Annotated in this window: 14 protein-coding genes; all 14 read left to right on the top strand. The window is 52.5% G+C overall.

The window, feature by feature from the left end; genetic code table 11:
- Nucleotides 1-11: 11 nt before the first annotated feature.
- The 14 genes from xylB to L1F29_RS27665 all read left to right on the top strand — a co-directional run bounded on the left by xylB (nt 12) and on the right by L1F29_RS27665 (nt 18,797).
- The gene (gene xylB / locus L1F29_RS27730; protein ID WP_258385252.1) at nt 12-1,505 is read left to right on the top strand and encodes a xylulokinase; all 1,494 of its coding nucleotides are present in this window, start codon (nt 12-14) and stop codon (nt 1,503-1,505) included.
- A 29-nt stretch (nt 1,506-1,534) separates the two neighbouring features.
- Entirely contained in the window at nt 1,535-3,400 is a 1,866-nt protein-coding gene (locus L1F29_RS27725; RefSeq protein ID WP_258385251.1) for a glycosyl hydrolase, read from the top strand.
- Between the two features lie 264 nt (nt 3,401-3,664).
- A complete protein-coding gene (locus tag L1F29_RS27720; protein ID WP_258385250.1) occupies nt 3,665-4,672 on the top strand; it encodes a DUF2691 family protein in 1,008 nt (335 codons plus the stop codon).
- Between the two features lie 25 nt (nt 4,673-4,697).
- A complete protein-coding gene (locus tag L1F29_RS27715; protein WP_258385249.1) occupies nt 4,698-5,252 on the top strand; it encodes a GNAT family N-acetyltransferase in 555 nt (184 codons plus the stop codon).
- 242 nt (nt 5,253-5,494) lie between these two features.
- Nucleotides 5,495-6,274, top strand: coding sequence for a class I SAM-dependent methyltransferase (locus tag L1F29_RS27710; protein WP_258385248.1), 780 nt, complete (start codon nt 5,495-5,497; stop codon nt 6,272-6,274).
- Nucleotides 6,275-6,436: 162 nt separating this feature from the next.
- Entirely contained in the window at nt 6,437-7,030 is a 594-nt protein-coding gene (locus L1F29_RS27705; protein WP_258385247.1) for a nucleoside/nucleotide kinase family protein, read from the top strand.
- Nucleotides 7,031-7,530: 500 nt separating this feature from the next.
- Nucleotides 7,531-8,229: an FAD-dependent thymidylate synthase gene (thyX, locus tag L1F29_RS27700; RefSeq protein ID WP_258385246.1), complete on the top strand. Its 699-nt coding sequence runs from the start codon at nt 7,531-7,533 to the stop codon at nt 8,227-8,229.
- 56 nt (nt 8,230-8,285) lie between these two features.
- On the top strand, nt 8,286-9,305 hold the full coding sequence (locus tag L1F29_RS27695; protein ID WP_258385245.1) for a histidine phosphatase family protein: 1,020 nt from the start codon (nt 8,286-8,288) through the stop codon (nt 9,303-9,305).
- Between the two features lie 970 nt (nt 9,306-10,275).
- Nucleotides 10,276-11,721 carry an ABC transporter substrate-binding protein gene (locus tag L1F29_RS27690; protein ID WP_258385244.1) on the top strand — a complete coding sequence of 482 codons (1,446 nt, stop codon included), beginning with the start codon at nt 10,276-10,278 and terminating at the stop codon, nt 11,719-11,721.
- 120 nt (nt 11,722-11,841) lie between these two features.
- Entirely contained in the window at nt 11,842-14,838 is a 2,997-nt protein-coding gene (locus tag L1F29_RS27685) for an extracellular solute-binding protein (protein ID WP_258385243.1), read from the top strand.
- A complete protein-coding gene (locus L1F29_RS27680) occupies nt 14,835-15,800 on the top strand; it encodes a carbohydrate ABC transporter permease (protein WP_258385242.1) in 966 nt (321 codons plus the stop codon). Before L1F29_RS27685 ends, L1F29_RS27680 begins: the two co-directional genes overlap by 4 nt.
- Nucleotides 15,801-15,803: 3 nt before the next feature.
- The gene (locus L1F29_RS27675) at nt 15,804-16,667 is read left to right on the top strand and encodes a carbohydrate ABC transporter permease (protein WP_258385241.1); all 864 of its coding nucleotides are present in this window, start codon (nt 15,804-15,806) and stop codon (nt 16,665-16,667) included.
- 22 nt (nt 16,668-16,689) lie between these two features.
- A complete protein-coding gene (locus L1F29_RS27670) occupies nt 16,690-18,186 on the top strand; it encodes a hypothetical protein (RefSeq protein WP_258389829.1) in 1,497 nt (498 codons plus the stop codon).
- Nucleotides 18,183-18,797: a YIP1 family protein gene (locus tag L1F29_RS27665; protein WP_258385240.1), complete on the top strand. Its 615-nt coding sequence runs from the start codon at nt 18,183-18,185 to the stop codon at nt 18,795-18,797. Before L1F29_RS27670 ends, L1F29_RS27665 begins: the two co-directional genes overlap by 4 nt.
- Nucleotides 18,798-18,804 lie beyond the last annotated feature (7 nt).

Here is an 18,804-nt window from a genome sequence, read left to right as displayed (position 1 = left end):
GGAGGCAGGATATGTCGCTTTTGATGGGGATCGATATCGGAACTTCTAGCGTGAAATCGATGGTTATCGATTCATCGGGCCATGTGTCTGGATTTTCGCAAATGGATTATGACATCGATATGCCTGTCTCCGGGTATGCCCAGCAGAATCCGGACGTCTGGTGGAAGCTCGTCTGCGAGACAAGCGAATTGGCGATGAAGAAAGCCGGCGCGAGCGGCAGCTCGATCGCAGGAATCGGCTTCTCGGGTCAGATGCATGGGCTGGTAGCGTTGGATAAGGAAGGCCAAGTGCTGCGTCCGGCAATCATATGGTGCGATCAACGTTCGATTCCGCAGAAGAAGCTTCTGGAAACCATGTTCAGTCAGGAGCAGTTGGGAGAATTGATCCAGAATTCGGTCGCGACGGGCTTCTTGCTCCTATCGTTAATGTGGATCAAAGAGAACGAGCCTCATATTTATGACAAGATCGACCGCGTCATGCTGCCGAAGGATTACGTGCGGTACCGGTTGACGGGCGAGGCCGGGACGGATACGACGGATGCCTCCAGCACATCGGCCTACGATACGGCATCCATGCAATGGTCGGAGCCGCTGCTCGCTGCGGTTGGAATTGATAGGAGGCTGTTTCCTGAAGCAGGCCAGCCCTGGGAGATCGCCGGGCACGTTACGCCGCAAGCCGCCCACGAAACAAAATTCCATGCGGGAACCCCCGTCGCGTTCGGCGGAGCGGATCAGGCGATGCAGGCGGTTGGCAGCGGTATCATTCAGCTGGGCGATGTTTCCTGCACGATTGGAACCGGGGGCCAGCTGTTTACCCCGATTGACCAGCCTATTTACGATAAGCGCTTAAGAACGCACACTTACGTACATGCCGTGCCTGACCGCTGGTACCTCATGGCCGCCACGATGAGTGCAGGGCTGTCCTTGCGCTGGCTGGCTTCGCAAGTGCTGCGCAATCAGGATTACAAGGCGCTCGACCGGATGGCCGGGAAGGTCCCCGCCGGAAGTGAAGGCCTGCTGTTCCTGCCTTACTTGACCGGGGATCGGACGCCGCACATGGACCCGCAATCACGGGGGATGTTCTTCGGACTTCACTTAAGGCATCAAGATGCCCATATGGTAAGGGCGGTGCTTGAAGGCGTTTGTTATTCCTTGCGCGATGGCATGGAAATCTTCCAATCGCTCGGCGTCGAGATACGGCGGATCATTCTAGCCGGAGGCGGAGCGAAAAGCAGGCTGTGGAGCCAAATTGCCGCCGATATCCTGAACCGGGACGTGTATACGAGTACCATTGAGGAACAAGCTTGTGTAGGGGCCGCGCTGATGGCAGGGGTAGGCGTGAAGCTCTATGACAGCGTCGAGCAAGCCTGCTCGGCTGTCGCCAAGCTGCAGGCTGACCCCGTAGTGCCTAATCCCGGTAACCGCGGCATCTATGACCATCACTATTCCATCTATACCAAGCTGTACGAGAACAATCGGGCGTTATTTTCCATGTTTGCGAGTTGAACCGAAGAATCGACGGGGGTGGAGAAATTATGATGAATGTTGAGGCTAGCGGCTATTATTTGGAACTGATGAATAATCAGGTTGAAGCTTCACTGGACTGGGGCTCTATTAAAGCGTTTACGATCCGCGCTCTGCTAACGGGAGGAGCGGATGGCATTGATTTTCTCACGATAGCCGGCGAGGACGGGACAGCTTCCATTCGTTTTCATGCGGGGGGCTCCTCTGACCGGGCAGCACACGCTTTGATTGCTGAAATCTTGACGGATGCCAAGGATCGGCCAATCACGCTCTCCGTTCCTTGGCAAGCGATCGGCGATGGAAGGCATGATGTCCTTCTACGCTGGAGCGGCCATCTTGCGGAGCTCTATGTGGACGGCGTGCTTGTAGACGAGGATTGGCCAATGGGCGCGGTCCGGTTGGAGCAATCCATCGTTAGGGCCCATGAAGGGACGCATGAAGCGAAAATTTGGGGCCGTACCTTAACCGATGCGGAACTTACGCTCTTTATCGGCGATGAACAAGAACGCCGGGAACGAGAATTGGCTTACCTGGGGAAGGAGCAGAATTCCCTTCAATATTGGAGGCCGAGAGGCTTCAATACCAGCGTCGGCGATTGCATGCCCTTCTTCGATGGGGAAACGTTCCATATTTATTACTTGTTCGATCGTCGCGGTCACGGGAGCAAATGGGGGCTTGGCGCACATCAATGGGCGCATATCTCCTCCAAGGATCTGAAGCAATGGGAGCATCATCCGATGGCGGTCGGCATCACCCAGGAATGGGAAGGCTCGATATGTACGGGCTCCGTGATCTTGGAGAACGGCATCTATTACGCATTCTACGCCGTCCGCGCGGTGGACGGATCGCCGGCTCAATTAACATGGGCGGCCAGCGCGGACGGGATTCATTTTGAGAAGTCGGAATCGTACATCCCTGTTTCCAGCCGCTACACGTTAGCCTCCGTTAGAGACCCGCATGTATTTAAAGATGCGGAAGGCCTTTATCATATGCTCATTACGACCAGCCTCGACGAAGGCAATAAGAGAGAAGGCTGCCTCGCCCATCTCGTCTCCAAGGATCTGCACAATTGGCGGGAAGAGGAGCCGTTCATCGTGCCGGGTTATCATGGCGAGCCGGAGTGCTCCGATTATTTTGAATGGAACGGCTGGTATTACTTGGTCTTCAGCAACGATGGACTCGCCCGTTACCGATATTCGCGAGAGCCTTTCGGACCATGGCTGCGCCCGGCGATGGATACGATCGATGGCGTGCAGATGCGGGTACCGAAGACAGCCGGTTTCCCGGATGGACGGCGTCTTGCGGTAGGATTCCTGTCCGGACCGGGCCGGTATGGCGGCGAGCTGGTCATCCGCGAGCTCGTCCAGCATGATGACGGGTCGCTCGGACTTAAGCTGCCGGAGGAACTAATCGATCTGTCAGGACAAGTTGAAACGGATGGAGCGAATATGATTGAGATCGGGAATCTGAACGGCTTCGCCGAACAAATCTGGGGCGAGACCGAAGGCGAATACGCGCTCTTCTTCGAAGTCTTTCCCGAGCATCCTACGATGTTCTACGGCTTCTCCGTTGCGGATACCGCCGATTTCCAGCGCGGGAATGATATCCGATTCGAGCCTTCCAATCGCAAGATCGGGATTCATGCGATCAATAGCGCAGGGTTCATAGAGGACGAAGTCTCGTCCATCTACCACGTTGACGGTTTGGACCGGCGTGTTTCTGTCCAAGTATTCGTAAAAGAATGCTTCATCGATCTGTGCGTGAACGGCGAGCGGACCATCATTTCACGAATAAATAACGGTCATGCCTATCTGCGATTCTTTTCCCAATTCGGAACGGCGGCCTTTCACAAGATTACGGTCAGAAGAGAAGAGTGACATAGCAGGATCGGTGCGAAGGACGCTGCAGCCTGCTGCTCATGGGAGGACACGAAGCTTGCAAGCTTGAAGAACCGCGGATCCCGCGGTTCTTTTTTTTTGATAGCACGCTCAGGCGGAATGTTCTTCTAACATCATCCTTCCGGCTCCGCTCTTTGGCAAAATAGGGAATGAACCGTCTGGTTCGGCCATTGATTTTATAAGAGAGGAACTGGCGCCAGTGATATGAGGCATCGCCTTGGAAATGCCGAATGAGTATGGCCGATGGCTGGCCGACATCCTGCTCCTGTTCGCTGTACGATGTTCAACTGGCGGATCGGACCTGGCGAAGCCTATAAGCTCAGCGGCGAGGAGCTGGTCCCTTTATTTCCGGATCACATCCAAGACGTAGAAGGGGCGGCGCTGCTAGACCCTAGCACCTTGAATCAATTGTATTCTAATGCGGCAGCACTCGGCGTAGAGTCCCTAACGTTTATAACGGATGACAATGATTTTCGAACGCGGCTGGGCGTCTGGTGGGGATTTCCCGTTCAAGATGCGATAAGAGGAGGAAAGTGGGGGATCGTTATGGGCTGGATCATATGGATTTGTTCGGTTGTATTCTTATGGGTATCTTACTTTGAACAGCGAAAAAAGATGGATTTGCAAATGTGGCTCACCCTCGTCGGCGTTTACATGGTCTGTCTATTTTCATTGCGGTTATCCGGAATACTCATTCCGGTGGGCGTCTTAATAGGATGGATCTATATGAGGAAGACGAAGAAGGTATACTTATCGAAGGTGCTTATATTCGGTTTTATTTCCGCCCTTGTATTTGCTTACGTGCCCGAGGTTAGTTTCAGCCAAATGAAAGAACTTTCCCAAGCCGAGCAATATGCCGAGGAATTTAACCAAGTACGAGCTGTCTATCATTTTACGCAAGGGTCGGAGATTCATGCTGATCTTCAAACGGCCGCCAGCAATTTGAAAAATATCAACCCCGAGACTAAAATAAGCACCGATGATCCTCATGTTCTGTTCAGTCTATGGGTTCTTCAACATAAAAACAAGGCCGTGAAAGATCTGGATTGGTTATGGTATGAAGCTCCGAGGGAACTGCATTATTATTGGCAATCCAATCGTTCTAACGAGCGGGTTAATCTGGAATACGCTATTTTCAATCATGTCGGATACTTGGGAATTTTCAATCGAGCGAATGAAGAAAGTCCCTATTATCTTCAAAAGGTCATTGAGTTCGATCGACTTAAGAATAATCAGCCGCTAATACCATAGGCGAGGATGAACGGGGCGAGATACGATGGAAATCATAGACGATAGGCTTATATTAAGGGATTATACGGAAAGCGATTTTCCCGCCTATGAAGAGCTGGAACGCAATGATCATACCTACAAATACGAGAACACTGCACCGAATGCTAAGCAAATCAGAGATCGCTTTCTTACGGTATTGCCGGATGCGCAAAGCAATCCGCGTCAACGTTATGAACTTGCCGTATGTTTGAAGACCGATGTAAAGCTGATGGGTCGTGTGAGCATAAAGTTAAACTGGGCGGAAATTAGAGAGTGGGAGATCGGATGGGCGTTTCATTCCGACTATTGGGGGAACGGTTACGCAACGGAAGCCGTCAAGATATTAATCGGTTATGCTTTTACCCATCTTAACGCCCATCGGGTAGTTGCATATGCCAATGCGGAGAATCATCCGTCAGAGAAGCTGATGATTCGAGTCGGGATGATCAAGGACGGCGTACTCAGAGAGACAAGATTCTGTAACCAAAGATGGTGTAATGAGCTGATTTATTCCGTGCTGGAATCGGAATGGGGAGAGAATTTCCGCGATGTGCTTAGGTGAGCAAGAAAGCCCTTTTACGAAGCTATATTTTAAAAAATCGTTATAACCGTTCTATACCTGTCCTTCCATTGCCAAATATTAACTTGTGTATTATAGTGATTTTATTCTGTTCAGAAAGTGAGTGATCATAATGAGAGTCAGCTCTTTCGTTGGTGAAGCCGTTATTCAAGAGGTACGGAAGGGATAGTGCATCATGATCCCGTTTCCGTGCAACAATTCAAACCACGGAGGGGACACATTAGATGTCTTTCAGTTATTATGGCGAGCTATGTACAGAGGTTTATGATTTAACGAAGAAAATCGGGCAATCCTTTAATGGCGATATCGAGTATTATCAAGAACGGCTGAAGCATTGCGAGGGACGGATTCTCGAGGCGATGGTCGGTTCCGGGCGTGTGATCATCCCGCTGCTGGAAGCGGGTCTTCGTATGGAGGGCGTCGATTATTCTCCTGAGATGCTGCGTTCCTGCCAGCAGCGCTGCGAAGCTCGCGGGCTTACGCCTGAGCTGTTCCAAGCGGACTTGAAGGAGCTTGCTCTGCCGAACAAATATGAAGCCATCATTATTCCTGGCGGTTCGTTCCTGCTGATCGAGCAGCGCGCGGAAGCGATTGAAGTGCTGCGTCGGCTATACGAGCATCTGGAAACCGGCGGCCGTCTCTTGCTGGACCTGTTCCTGCCTGACAACGACTTTAACCCTTCCGACTTGGGCAAATGGGGAGGCTCTGCAACCTTTCGTTGTCCGAATGGCGACATTATTACGATGGAAGGCAAGTGCATCGAGGCGGATCTGTTCTTTAATCAATATAAAGTCGATTACTTGAAGTATGAGAAGTGGCGCAGCGGCGAGCTTATCCAGACGGAACTGCAGCGTTTTGCCCTTCGGTGGTACGGGGTGGAAGAATTCAAGTTCATCTTGGAGAGTGTCGGCTTTGCCGATGTCACGATATCCGCTGACTTCGAATTCGGCAACCCGCCAACCCATAGGAAGCAGAAATTCGTATATGAAGCGGTAAGAAAATAATTCGGATTACGATGAGAGCCCTTTACTGCCAGGCAGTAAAGGGTTCTTTGGAGAGCGGAGGGATGTATAGGACGACCCAAGGTTCTCAAGCAGAATAACAGAGCTTTTTCAACCAGCTGGGACAGTGGATCGTATAAGAATATTTTTAAGCGGGGTGCAAACATGAGTTGTAAACCACCACTGATAGTATCAATATCGGCCATTTCAGGCGGTGGAAAGACGGCTGTAACTCAAGAACTGGTTAAGTTATTGAATAATGTTAAAGTCATATCATTTGATAGTTATGCCGAAGATTTTTTAAAGCAAGATTATTGCCAGTGGTCTGCTAACGGAGCTGATTATAACGAGTGGCATTTGGAACCGATTGTTAATGATATACTACAATTAATTGAAGAAAAGCCTGATATTATTCTTCTAGATTATCCTTTTGGTTATGGGAACGAAGCGGTTGGCGAATTCATAGACTATGCTATTTTTATTGATACTCCGTTAGATCTTGCACTCGCACGGAGAATTGTTCGGGATTATACTCGAAGAGATAAATCGCGCCGCAAAATAGAAAATCCTATAGAGCATATGGATGCAACATTATCGTTTTATCTTTCACAGCATAGAGAAACATACGTTCAACATATACGGACAGTAAAGCCTTATTCGGATTTTATTATTGATGGGTGCATACCTATAGGTATAATTGCTGCAAATATTGCTGAAAAAGTTAACTCTTTGAAAAGCAGCAAGACTCCGAAATCGTAGAACTGTCAATTTCATAGATATGGCGGGAAACGCCCTTAACACTCGAACCTTTCCAAGGCAACGCAAACCGCTCGGTAAATGTTATCTGTCAACTATAGATAAGGTGCTCGTCTCATGTTATTTTATATATATCAGCTCTTCGTTTCCGGAGAGTCTCTCCTAGCAGACGCCTGATGTCGCAAGCATCAGGCGTTTTGATATTCTAGCATCTATCTGTACAAGTCTCCCGCGCAGTGCGCGGCATGCTAACGGACATGAGGTTCGTTATGGAGTCTTTAGCGGGACATTCGCCAGTATTGCGGACCTGAGAGCCGTTATTCGAGCAAAAGTATCCCTATAATAATGGACCTGATGCAAATAGCGAATCTGATGTCCGCAACCGTCGAAAATCGTCTATAATTCGGTGAATAACGAATTCTATGTCCGTAATGAATACGATGATCGGCTCAATCCTGGCCGTGTAACACGACAATGGATAGAACATGATAGGAGGAATTAGAATGTCGATGATAAACGTTCACGAAAAAGGGTATGTCCGGCTGGTCGATCACATGGGATCGGACTTGACCGTCGTTAATGCAGCGCGGGTTTCTTATTCCAAAGAGTCGCTTGAACTCAATGAGCGGGACGTCCGGCTCATTAAGTTTCTTGCCCAAGAAGGGCATACCTCGCCGTTTCGTCATGCGATTGCTCAATTTGAAGTGTATGCGCCGTTAATGGTTGCCAGACAATGGTGGAAGTATGTGGTGGGATCGGCGCATTATGAAGGAACAGGCGACAGTCTGGACGCGTGGAATGAGTCAAGCCGCCGTTATATTACGGAGGAGCCGGCATTCTATATCCCTCAGGCAGGAGAATGGAGATCCAAGCCGGCCAATTCCAAGCAGGGAAGCGGCGAACCGATCACCTGGGAGCTAGGCGAGAAACATACGCGGGAGTTAATGGCCTATGTGGAGCTGGGGATCTCCAAGTACGAGGCGGCCTTAGCGGATGGGGTCTGTGCGGAGCAAGCTCGCTTGTTCCTGCCCGCCTACGGATTGTACATCCGCTGGTATTGGACGGCTTCCGTTCAATCCGTCGCCCATTTCTTGGCACAGCGGCTGGAGGATGATGCACAGCAAGAAATTCAGCAATATGCCAAGGCCATTCTTGAACTGATCAAGCCGATCTACCCGGTATCGCTTGAACAGCTGATATGAAGACCGTTTTATATTTGACGCGGCACGGTGAGACCACTTGGAATGTGGAAGGTAGATTGCAAGGTCATAGGGATTCCCCGTTAACGGAGCTAGGCAAAAGGCAAGCAGCCTGGTTAAGAGCTTCACTGAAGGACATTCATTTTGATGCCATCTATACCAGTTCCAGCCGAAGAGCGATTCATACCGCAGAGATTATTAGAGGGACAAGGGAACTGGATATTACCCCCTGTGACAGCTTTTTGGAAATAAACCTGGGCTCGTGGGAGGGACAGATACGTTCGGATCTGGAAAGAACCTGTCCTGATGAGCATTACAGCTTCTGGAATACACCTCATCTCTATAAGCCCATTAATGGCGGAGAATCGTTTGCTCAATTGCAAGATCGAATAATCCCAGCCTTACATCGGATGGTGTCCAAACATAGAGGCGGCAATATTCTGCTTATTACGCATGCGGTGACTCTGAAGGCTATATTGGCTCACTACAGAGGTGATCCCCTTGATCAATTATGGACGCCGCCCATCCTTCAGCCTACGGCTTTGAGCAAGGTAACCCTGATTGATACGGAGTATACTATAGACATATACGGCGATGTATCGCATTATCAATCGGTTCGAAGAGCGGTTGGAGCAATAGCCTATCAAGGGGATAAGTTCGTCCTGGTACATAAAGTCAAGAATACCTATGAGAAGGAATCTGGTGTATGGGACTTTCCCAAAGGCGGTTTAGAAGAGGACGAAAGCTTAGAGGAAGCAGTTCTACGGGAGTTAATGGAAGAAACGGGGACAGATAATTATATCATTAGGCAGGAGCTTCCGGCGAAAATAACGTTTTCTTTCCCTGAGGAGATTCGCAAGAAAATTGGGTATGCATCCCAGGAGACAACGATGTTTCTTGTGGAGCTTATCGGCCGTCCCGATGAATTGAAGCCCTGCGGAAAGGAGATCGACGAGGTTATTCTGATCGAATCCGAGCATCTCCTTAATCAATTATCCCATCAAGAAACCGTCATTTACTTGGAGCAGTATTGCAGGTTTCTATTCAATGAAAATCAAGCACATGATCCGATTGTATAATCAAAGCGAATGAATCCAGTGAAACGCCGCTGGCGCCGCCCCATTCCTGTTCCGACAGGGATGGTTTTTTTTGTCGACCGTATACGTTGCATACGTGGCAAATTCCGATATGGCCAACGGTCGACCACATCTATTCAGATTACCTGGTATGCTATCATTTCTATCGAGCGATCGATCGATGGATGGATGGATGGATGGATGGATCAATGGATCAATGGATCAATGGATGATTACCTTGCATACTATTTTTCTATCGCGCGATGGATGGATAATTGCCTTGTATACTATCTCTCTATCGCGCGATCGATGCAGACGGATGGTGATGTTGTAAAAAGTGCAACATAACTTCATCATTTAGCCCTCATTGGCCGAATTGTTGTATTCTATACAACAATGTGGTTATGAAAACATGGATTAGCCGCTTTTTTGAGGAAATTGTTGTAGAATGTGCAACAATATCCGTATCCTCAGGGTTTTTCCTCTCCAATGTTGTATAAAATACAAGATTACAAAGTTATAGCCAACCCCAACCCCAACCCCATATCCGATCAATCAGGGGGAGCGCATGCGGGCACTTACCCGGAACGTTTCTATCCGCTCTGCTCGCCATAGCTTCCATTCGTTCAACTTGTGTAGAACCTCGCCATAACTTGCGGTTCAACCTGTGTAGACAAGAATGGAACACTTGGAGCCCCCCCCCCCCGGATTCCATAATCGCTTGTCCCCTTACTTGCCCTGCTGCTCCCGGAATTGGTCCGGCGAGAGGCTATAGGTTTCTTCTTGTTCCGTCATGCAGCCGCTCCCCGAAAGTGTTAAAAATAATGAAGTGTTTTTCAAAAATCGTTCATTTATTCCTCTGTTTTCAACCATTACGATAGTAGAGTGACTCCACAAGAGGCTTCCAGTCAGAAGTGCGATGTAAGCGTTTTAGAGAAGTTGTTTGCATTCATTATTCTTAAGGAGGGTTTCTATGAAAGCATGGCGGTCCAAAAGCTTCATCCTGCTTCTTGTACTGGCATTCGTATTGTCGGCTTGCAGTTCGGGGACGAAGAACGCGCCGGCCGGTACTAATGGTCAGACCGATCCAGGGGCGAATAAGGAGGGGAATAACGCAGGGAGTAATTCCGGCAACAATGTCCAAGGCAACGACGGTGCAGCTAATAATGGTTCCGTGGATGCTCCGGCAGTGCAATTTACGGATACTGACATGTCCGGCAGCATCACATTCTGGACCTTCTCCCCCGAAATTCATAAAGAAATCGCCGCTTCCTTCAATAAAGTGTATCCGAAAATCAAGGTCAATGTCGTCGGCCTCGGATGGGAAGTGCATGACAAGCTCCAAACGACGCTGGCAGCAGGCAAAGGCGCTCCCGACATTGCGCAGGTCGAGCAAGGACAGTTCCCCCGCTACATAAAGGGCGATGTGCTGGAAGATTTGCTTGAGGCGCCTTACGAAGCCGGCAAGTACAAGGAAGACACGACCGATTACAACTGGTTCCGCTGGATGAACCAGGACAATACGAAGCTGCTCGGCATTCCGTGGGACGTAACCCCCGGCGTATACTACTACCGCGCCGACATCTTCGAAGAGCTGGGCCTTCCTTCCGAACCGGAAGAGCTGGGCGAATATATCGCCGATGCGGACAACTGGATCACGGTTGTGGAAACGCTCACCTCCAACGGCAAATTCGGCATGGAATGGCGCGATGGTCCGGTTCATTGGGCGGGCGACGCGGTAGGCTATTTCGACAAAGACTTCAATTGGCTGCGCAATACCGAAGAGCTGGTGAAAATTCTCGATGTGACGAAACGCCAAAACCAATTGAAAATCGCGCCGCATATGGGATTTGGAGACGAGAAAGGAAAGGCGCTCGTGAAGAGCGGCAAGCTGGTCGGCCTCGTGCTCGGCTCCTGGGGCGCCCGGGAGATTGCCAAGGTGTTCCCGGATCAGAAGGGAAAATGGCGGGCGACGAGCGTTCCGATGGGCATTTATTACGGCGGCGGAGGCTCCACGTTCGTCATTCCGAAGCAAGCGCCGGATGAGAACAAACTGGCGGCATGGAAATTTTTGGAGTGGATGCAGTTCTCTGAAGATGCCTGGAAAATATTCGTGAAATGGTCCGTACAGCCGGGCTGGAAAAGCATTGCGGAAGCATCTTGGTATCAGGAGCTGACGAACGAATACCTCGGCGGGCAAGCGGATTTCGCTCTCTACTCGCAGCTGGCCGAGAAGCTGCAGCCGCTCAAGAAGACGGAGCTCGATGGCAAGGCATGGGATATTTGGCTGAAAGGCGTGCTTGAGGCGCTTGACAAGAATGTCGATTCGAAGACCGAAATCAACAAAATCGAAGACAATATCAAGCGTCAGCTTGGACCGGAAATCGACAAGCTGAAGAAAGCCTACAACATCGAATAACGGCAGGCAGCGGATGAACCGCGGCGGCTGTGCCAGCTGGCGCGGCCGTACGGTTTGCCCGCTGAGGTGTGCGTACCAGGGGCCTCTGCTTAGCAAATTTGGTCAGGAGGACCGACCTTCATGCTAACTTTTTTGCGGAAATTCAAGGTGACCATCGCGGTCATTCTGCTGCTGGGCCTCTTCTTGGCATGGTGGAACGGCACGAGGAGCTATGACGATACGATCATGGCGACCGTGCCTGTCTTTGCCGATGTGGACGAAAGCTCGATTCTGCAGCAGGAGGATATCAAGTCCAAATTGGAGCCATCGTACCTTAAGTATGCAGAAACGCATAACAAAGCAGGAGCGAAGGACACAGAATCGTTCAAGCAGACGATCGCCTCGATGGCGTATTCGGCGATCAGTCCGCAGGGAGCGCAGGTTCAAGAGGATCTCGGCGGCCGAAGCGGTCAAGTATTGGCGCTTATGGAAGAGAACAGCTGGGCGGAATACAAGATTCACGTTCCGCAAGATGGCTACTATCAGATCGGAATGAACTATTATACGCTGCCGGGCAAACGTTCTCCTGTCGTCCGGGCTGTAAGAATCGACGGCGAATACCCCTTCTTTCAGGCGAAGAAGATCGACTTTCAGCGCATGTGGCGCGAAACGGGCAAGCCGTGGTATGACAACCAGGGCAACGAGTTCAACCCCCGTCGCCTGGAAGCGTCCGGCTGGCAATACCGTGAATTCCGCGATACGGAAGGGAAAGTATACGAGCCGTTCCGTTTCTTTCTGAAGCGGGGCGAGCACACGCTGCGGATCGAAGCGGTGAGAGAGCCGGCGGCGATGGGGGACATCGTCGTTCATTCGCCGGTCGCAGCGCCTTCTTATGCGCAAATACGGGAAGAGTATGACCGCAAGGGCTATAAACCGGTACGGGATTTCTCTCTTCATATTCAGGCGGAGGCGGCCACCCTCCGTTCGGACCCTACGCTGAAACGCATCGAGGACCGCGAACCGACGACCGAGCCGTTCAATAAGGATGCCATCGTGCTGAATTCGTTCGGCGGCCCTACCTGGCGCTCCGGCGGGCAGTGGGCTGAATGGGAGTTCGAAGTGCCGGAGAGCGGACTCTATCATATCGGCGCCCGTTATGGGCAGTGGTATTTGAACGGATTTCCGGCGCAGCGCAGCCTGACGATCGACGGCAAGCTGCCGTTTGCGGAAGCCAATGCGTTCACGTTCCCGTATGCGGTGAAATGGCAAATCGCGAAACTCGGCAATGAAGACGGCTTATATCTATTCTACCTGGAGAAAGGCAAGCACACCGTTCGCATGGAGGTTCAGGTTGGCGCTCTCGGCAGCGTGCTGGAGAAAATCACCGATACGACGCACAAAATTTCGATGCTGTCGCGCGAAGTCATTCGCGTCACGGGAACGAATCCGGATCCGAACGGCGATTGGCGCCTGGAAGAAAGCATTCCGAATCTCGTCGCCCGCCTCTACATGATGGCCCGCGATTTCGACGACGTCATTCAGGAACTATACAAGCTTGGGGTCAAGGAAGGCAGCTCCGACATCAGCACGATCTATCAGGCGCGCGATCAGATGATCGATATAGCCAGAGATACGAAGACGATCCCTGCCAGGCTGGGCGCCATCACCGATTTGCAATCGTCGCTGGGCCTGTGGGTGAACGGCTTGTCGAAGCAAAGCCTGATCCTGGACTACCTGATCGTGCAGTCGCCCGGCCGATCATGGCCGAAGGGCGAAGCGCCCGCATACGTGCGCGCGCTGACGATGGCGGGCGATTTTGCCAAATCGTTTACGAAGGATTACAGCGGCGTCGGCAACGTGTATGGCAATGAAGAGACGCTCGACGTATGGGTCGCGCGCGGACGCGATTGGGTGCAAATCATCAAGCAGATGATTGACGAGGATTTCACGCCGGAAACCGGCATTAAAGTGAATGTCAACGTTATTCCCGCTCAACAGATGCAGATCCTGCTGCTCGCCAATACGGCAGGGCTGGCGCCCGACGTGGCGCTCGGCGTCGAGGGCGAGGTGCCGATCGACTTCGCGGTGCGCGACGGTCTGGTCAATCTGAACCGCTTCCCGGACTACAAGGACGTCGCCGGCCGATTCCGGCCGGGCGCGCTCATTCCTTTCAAATATAACGGCGGCGATTACGCCCTGCCGGAGAACCAGAACTTCTTCATGCTGTTTTACCGCAAAGACATTTTGGAGCAGCTGGGGGTATCGGAAGACGATATTCCGCAGACCTGGGATGAGGTCTTGAATCTGATTCCAATGCTGCAGCAGAACGGGATGGACTTCTACTACCCGCATGCCCCGAACAACCCGAATCTGGCGATCAGCGAGTTCGCGCCGTTCCTGTTTCAATACGGGGGCGAATTCTATCGGGAAGACGGGGACAAATCCAATCTGGATGCCCCGGAAGCGCTCCAGGCGATGAAGCAGTGGACCGGGCTGTTCACGAACTACAAGATTCAGAAGCAGGCTGACTTCTACAACCGTTTTCGTTCGGGTGAAATGCCGATCGGGGTCGCCGATTACTCGACCTATATTCTGCTGTCGACAGCGGCGCCGGAACTGACCGGGTGGTGGGGCATGAAGCCGATTCCGGGCATGAAGCAGCCGGACGGCAGAATTAACCGGGCGACTGGCGGTCTCGGCCAAACCGGCATGATCTTCAAGAGCTCCGATAAGCAGGAGCAGGCATGGACTTTCCTCAAATGGTGGACGAGTGCGGACGCGCAGGAGAAGTTCGGCACCGAGCTGGAATCGCTGCTTGGCGTCGAAGCGCGCTGGAATACCGCGAACGTCGAGGCGCTCAAGCGTCTGCCATGGCAAAAAGCCGATATCGATGCGATCCTCGAGCAGTGGGAGTGGTTCAAGGAACGCGAGATTGTATTGGGCGGTTACTACACGACCCGTTATATCGCCAACATGTGGAATGAAATCGTGCTGAACGGCAAAGTCATCCGCGAAGCGGTCGAAGAGGGCGTGCGCGAGATTAACAAAGAGCTTCGCAAGAAACGCGAGGAGTTTGGGATCGACGATGCCGGAACGGCGAAACAAGCTGCAGCCGATCAAGGAGGGGGATGGCCATGAGCGCGAATACGGAGGCGGCAGTGCCGGCAACCTCCGCCATGCAGGCAAGCCCGGTGCGTCAGGGGCGTATGGTCCGGCTGTGGGCGGATGTGAAGCGGAACAAAGTATCGTACTTGTTCCTGGCCCCTTTCCTGCTGCTGTTTACGTTCTTCACCATCATTCCGATTTTTATGTCGGTCGGACTTAGCTTCACCTACTACAACATTCTGGAAGCGCCGAAGTTTATCGGGCTCTCCAATTACAAGCTGCTGTTCGTTGACGACGACATCTTCCTGAAGGCCATCGGCATTACGCTGAAATTCGCTTTCATAACAGGTCCTCTAGGGTATGCGATGGCGTTTCTGCTCGCTTGGCTGATTAGCCAAATTCCAGTCAAATACCGTTTCTTCTACACGCTGTGCTTCTATACGCCGTCGATTACGAGCGCGGTGGCCATGTCGGTCGTCTGGCTCTACCTGTTCGCAGGCGACCGCAAAGGGCTGCTCAATTATTACGCGATGAAGCTCGGCCTTATCGACGAACCGTATTTATTTTTGCAAAATGTCGATTCCATCGTGCCGGTTATTATCATCGTGTCGCTGTGGATGAGCATGGGCGTCGGCTTTCTGGCCTTCCTGGCGGGGCTGCAGAACGTGCCGAAGGATCTGTACGAAGCCGGTGCGATCGACGGTATCCGCTACCGCTGGCAGGAGCTCATCTACATTACCGTTCCGGCCGTCAAGCCGCAGTTGCTCTTCGGCGCGGTGCTGCAGGTCGTCTCTTCGCTCACGGTATTCGATGTCAGCATCCAGCTTGTCGGGCTGCCGAGTCCGCTTTATGCCGGGCATACGATATTGACGCACTTGTACGACTATGCGTTCATCAAGTTCGAAATGGGCTACGCGTCCGCCATCGCCGTCGTGCTGTTCGCGATGATGATCGGTCTGAACCGGGTCATCTTTAAGCTGCTGGGGAGGGACTAGCTCATGGAGGGCATCGTAAAAGGCCGCAGAATCGATTGGAGCAGCATTGTTCTGTATGTTTTTTTAACGGGATTCGGTCTCGTCATGCTGCTGCCGCTCGTTTACATGGCGACGACGGCGATGAAGCCGATCAGCGAGCTGTTTCTTTTCCCGCCGCGCTTCTTCGTGCGCAATCCGACATGGATGAATTTCCGGGACCTGCTCCTTATTACAGGAACGTCATTCGTACCGTTCTCCCGTTACATCTTCAACAGCATCGTCATATCGGGCTCGATCGTCATCGGCGGCGTGCTCATTTCGGCGATGGCCGCTTATCCGCTGGCCAAGCATCAGATGCCGTTTCGCCAGTTTATCTTCAACATGATAGTACTGGCGCTCATGTTCTCGCCGATCGTGCTGCAAATTCCGCAGTACCTGCTCATTAGCCGGAGCGGTCTGATGAACACTTATTTCGCCCTCGTGCTTCCCTATCTGGCAGCGCCGGTCGGCATGTTCCTCATGACGCAGTTTCTAAGGCAAATTCCGGATGCGCTGCTTGAGGCGTCCCGGATCGACGGCGCTTCCGAATGGCAGGTGTTCTGGCGTGTCATCATGCCGATGCTGAAACCGGCCATTGCCACCTTCGCCTTGTTCAGCTTCATCCAGGCGTGGAACGATCCCTATCCGTCCCAGGTGTATACGACGCAGGAAGATATGAAGGCGCTGCCCCTCGCCATCCAGACCATCAGCGGCGGGGCGGGCGTGATCGCCCGCGTCGGCACGCTTGCGGCGGCCAGCTTCCTGATGATCGTTCCGACGATCGTGGTCTTCATCATCACGCAGCGCATGGTGCTGCAGACGATGGCCCACTCGGGCCTGAAAGAGTAGAGGGGGAGCCGACTTGAAACGCGTGATACGTATAATCGGGCTGACGCTGCTTGCCGCGGTTGCGATGGGGCTATACGACCCGGCCGCCGATGCCGCGATCCCCTACGACGGCTATACCAGAAGCCTCGGTTATGGCGATGTCCACTCCATCAACGGCTATGTTTATATGGATTCGATTGACGGATATGATCTCGAATCCGGCCCGTTCAAGGAGCCTCAGGATTTGTTCGCAGCCGATGACGGCACGCTGTACGTGGCCGATACGGGCAATAACCGAATCGTACGCTTGACTCGCGATCGCAGGGTTCTGGGCGTCATCGGCGATAACGAAGGACCGGGGATGCTGAACGAGCCGAAAGGCGTATTTGTCAAAAAAGACGGCTTAGTCTATGTGGCGGATACGAAAAACCAGCGGATTGCCGTGTTCGGCGCCAAAGGCGACTATGTGAAATCGTTCCCTGCTCCGAAGAGCAGGCTGCTCGGCGAAACGTTCACCTACTCGCCGTCGAAGGTCATTGTCGACAAGCGCGACTATATGCTGGTCATAAGCGAAGGGAATACGCAGGGACTGATCCAGATCGACGCCAAGGGCGAGTTCAAAGGGTTCTTCGGCGCCAACCATATCGGGTTTAGCTGGGAGCGGCTGTTCGTCAAGATGGTCGCAACCGAAGAGCAGAAGAGCCAGCTGGCGGTTCAGAAGCCGATGGAGTTCTCCAATGTCGCCCAGGACGCCGATGGCTTCGTCTATACGACGACGCTGGCCACGGAAACGAATCAGATCAAACGGCTGTCGCCGGTCGGCGTCGATACGCTCAATCCCGGCAGCGAAGTCCGATACGGCAGCCGCTTCGAAGCCGGACCCTTCCAGATGCCGTCCTTCGTCGGCATCTCGGTAAGTCCGGAAGGCTTCATTACGGCGCTGGATCTGCAATCGAGCAAAGTGTTTCAATACGACAAGCTTGGCAACCTGCTGTTTGCATTCGGCGGCATGGGCGAGCAGAACGGGCTGTTCAAGACGCCGGCGACGGTGGCGCAGCTGCAGGAAGGCGTCATCGCCGTCGTCGATAAAGGCCGAAGCCGGATCGACTTCTTCCGGACGACGCCGTTCGCCGATCTGGTTCACGAGGCGTCGGCGCTCTATGTTGAAGGCCGCTATGAGGAAGCGCAGCAAATGTGGAATGAAGTGTTGAAGCTGAACGGAAACTTCGCCATGGCCTATCATGCGATCGGCAAGGCGCTATACAAAGCCGAACGTTACGAGGAAGCCATGCGCTACTTCAAGCTGGCCAAAGTGAAGGGCGATTATTCCACGGCCTTCCGCGAGTACCGCAAACAATATACAAGGGAGCACTTCGCCTGGATCGCCTTGATCGCGATCGCGCTGCTTGCGGCGCTTAGGTTCGGTCTTCCCCGTCTGGTCCGCGGACTGAAGAAGCTTGCCGACGCGCGCGGCGGCGATCGCGACCTTGAAGCAGCCGGACCCGCGGTTCCGGCAGCCGGGAAGGGAGAGTCGGTATGAACACGCTGCTGCTCATGCGCCTCGTTATCGCACATCCGATCGACTTTTATTTCGAAATCCAGAACCCGAGACGAATCTTCTGGCATCAAGGATTTGTGCTGATCGCACTCGCCTTTGCCATACGAATGCTGTCGATCCTGATGACCGGCTACGCATTCGAAACGCGCGAGCCTTATGAAATATCCTGGTTCTACGAACTGGTCTACATTCTCGTTCCCTGGCTCGTGTACTGCATCGCCAACTGGGCGGTGAGCGCCATTATGGAAGGCGAGGGGAAGTTCAAGGAGATTTTCGTCGGCAGCGCGTTTGCCCTGGTTCCGTTCATTCTCTTCTCGCTTCCGGTGACACTGCTTACGAACATCCTGTCGCTGGAAGAAGCCGACATCGTCCATACATTGACGAACCTGCTGTTCATCTGGTGCGGGTGGCTCATTCTGATCAAGATCAAGATCCTTCACGACTTCGAGCTCGGCAAGATGCTGTGGATCGCGGTCCTTACCGTGATCTCGATGGCGATCGTCCTGTTCGTCGGCATTCTGCTCTTCGGTCTGATTAACCAGTTTGTCAGCTTTGTTACGGATATCTTCAAGGAAGTGCGACTACGATCGTAGGAGGGAG

It is taken from the genome of Paenibacillus spongiae (assembly GCF_024734895.1).
Classification (GTDB): Bacteria; Bacillota; Bacilli; order Paenibacillales; family Paenibacillaceae; genus Paenibacillus_Z; species Paenibacillus_Z spongiae.
The sequence above is the reverse complement of the archived record's forward strand: the minus strand, read 5'-3'. Positions and strand labels throughout refer to the sequence as shown.

What these genes read in the sequence shown, in the direction of transcription:
- thyX (WP_258385246.1), top strand. Translation starts at nt 7,531, where the DNA reads ATGTCGATGATAAACGTTCACGAAAAAGGGTATGTCCGGCTGGTCGAT.
- L1F29_RS27715 (WP_258385249.1), top strand. Translation starts at nt 4,698, where the DNA reads ATGGAAATCATAGACGATAGGCTTATATTAAGGGATTATACGGAAAGC.
- L1F29_RS27685 (WP_258385243.1), top strand. Translation starts at nt 11,842, where the DNA reads ATGCTAACTTTTTTGCGGAAATTCAAGGTGACCATCGCGGTCATTCTG.
- L1F29_RS27705 (WP_258385247.1), top strand. Translation starts at nt 6,437, where the DNA reads ATGAGTTGTAAACCACCACTGATAGTATCAATATCGGCCATTTCAGGC.
- L1F29_RS27720 (WP_258385250.1), top strand. Translation starts at nt 3,665, where the DNA reads ATGGCTGGCCGACATCCTGCTCCTGTTCGCTGTACGATGTTCAACTGG.
- L1F29_RS27665 (WP_258385240.1), top strand. Translation starts at nt 18,183, where the DNA reads ATGAACACGCTGCTGCTCATGCGCCTCGTTATCGCACATCCGATCGAC.
- xylB (WP_258385252.1), top strand. Translation starts at nt 12, where the DNA reads ATGTCGCTTTTGATGGGGATCGATATCGGAACTTCTAGCGTGAAATCG.
- L1F29_RS27690 (WP_258385244.1), top strand. Translation starts at nt 10,276, where the DNA reads ATGAAAGCATGGCGGTCCAAAAGCTTCATCCTGCTTCTTGTACTGGCA.
- L1F29_RS27725 (WP_258385251.1), top strand. Translation starts at nt 1,535, where the DNA reads ATGATGAATGTTGAGGCTAGCGGCTATTATTTGGAACTGATGAATAAT.
- L1F29_RS27675 (WP_258385241.1), top strand. Translation starts at nt 15,804, where the DNA reads ATGGAGGGCATCGTAAAAGGCCGCAGAATCGATTGGAGCAGCATTGTT.
- L1F29_RS27680 (WP_258385242.1), top strand. Translation starts at nt 14,835, where the DNA reads ATGAGCGCGAATACGGAGGCGGCAGTGCCGGCAACCTCCGCCATGCAG.
- L1F29_RS27710 (WP_258385248.1), top strand. Translation starts at nt 5,495, where the DNA reads ATGTCTTTCAGTTATTATGGCGAGCTATGTACAGAGGTTTATGATTTA.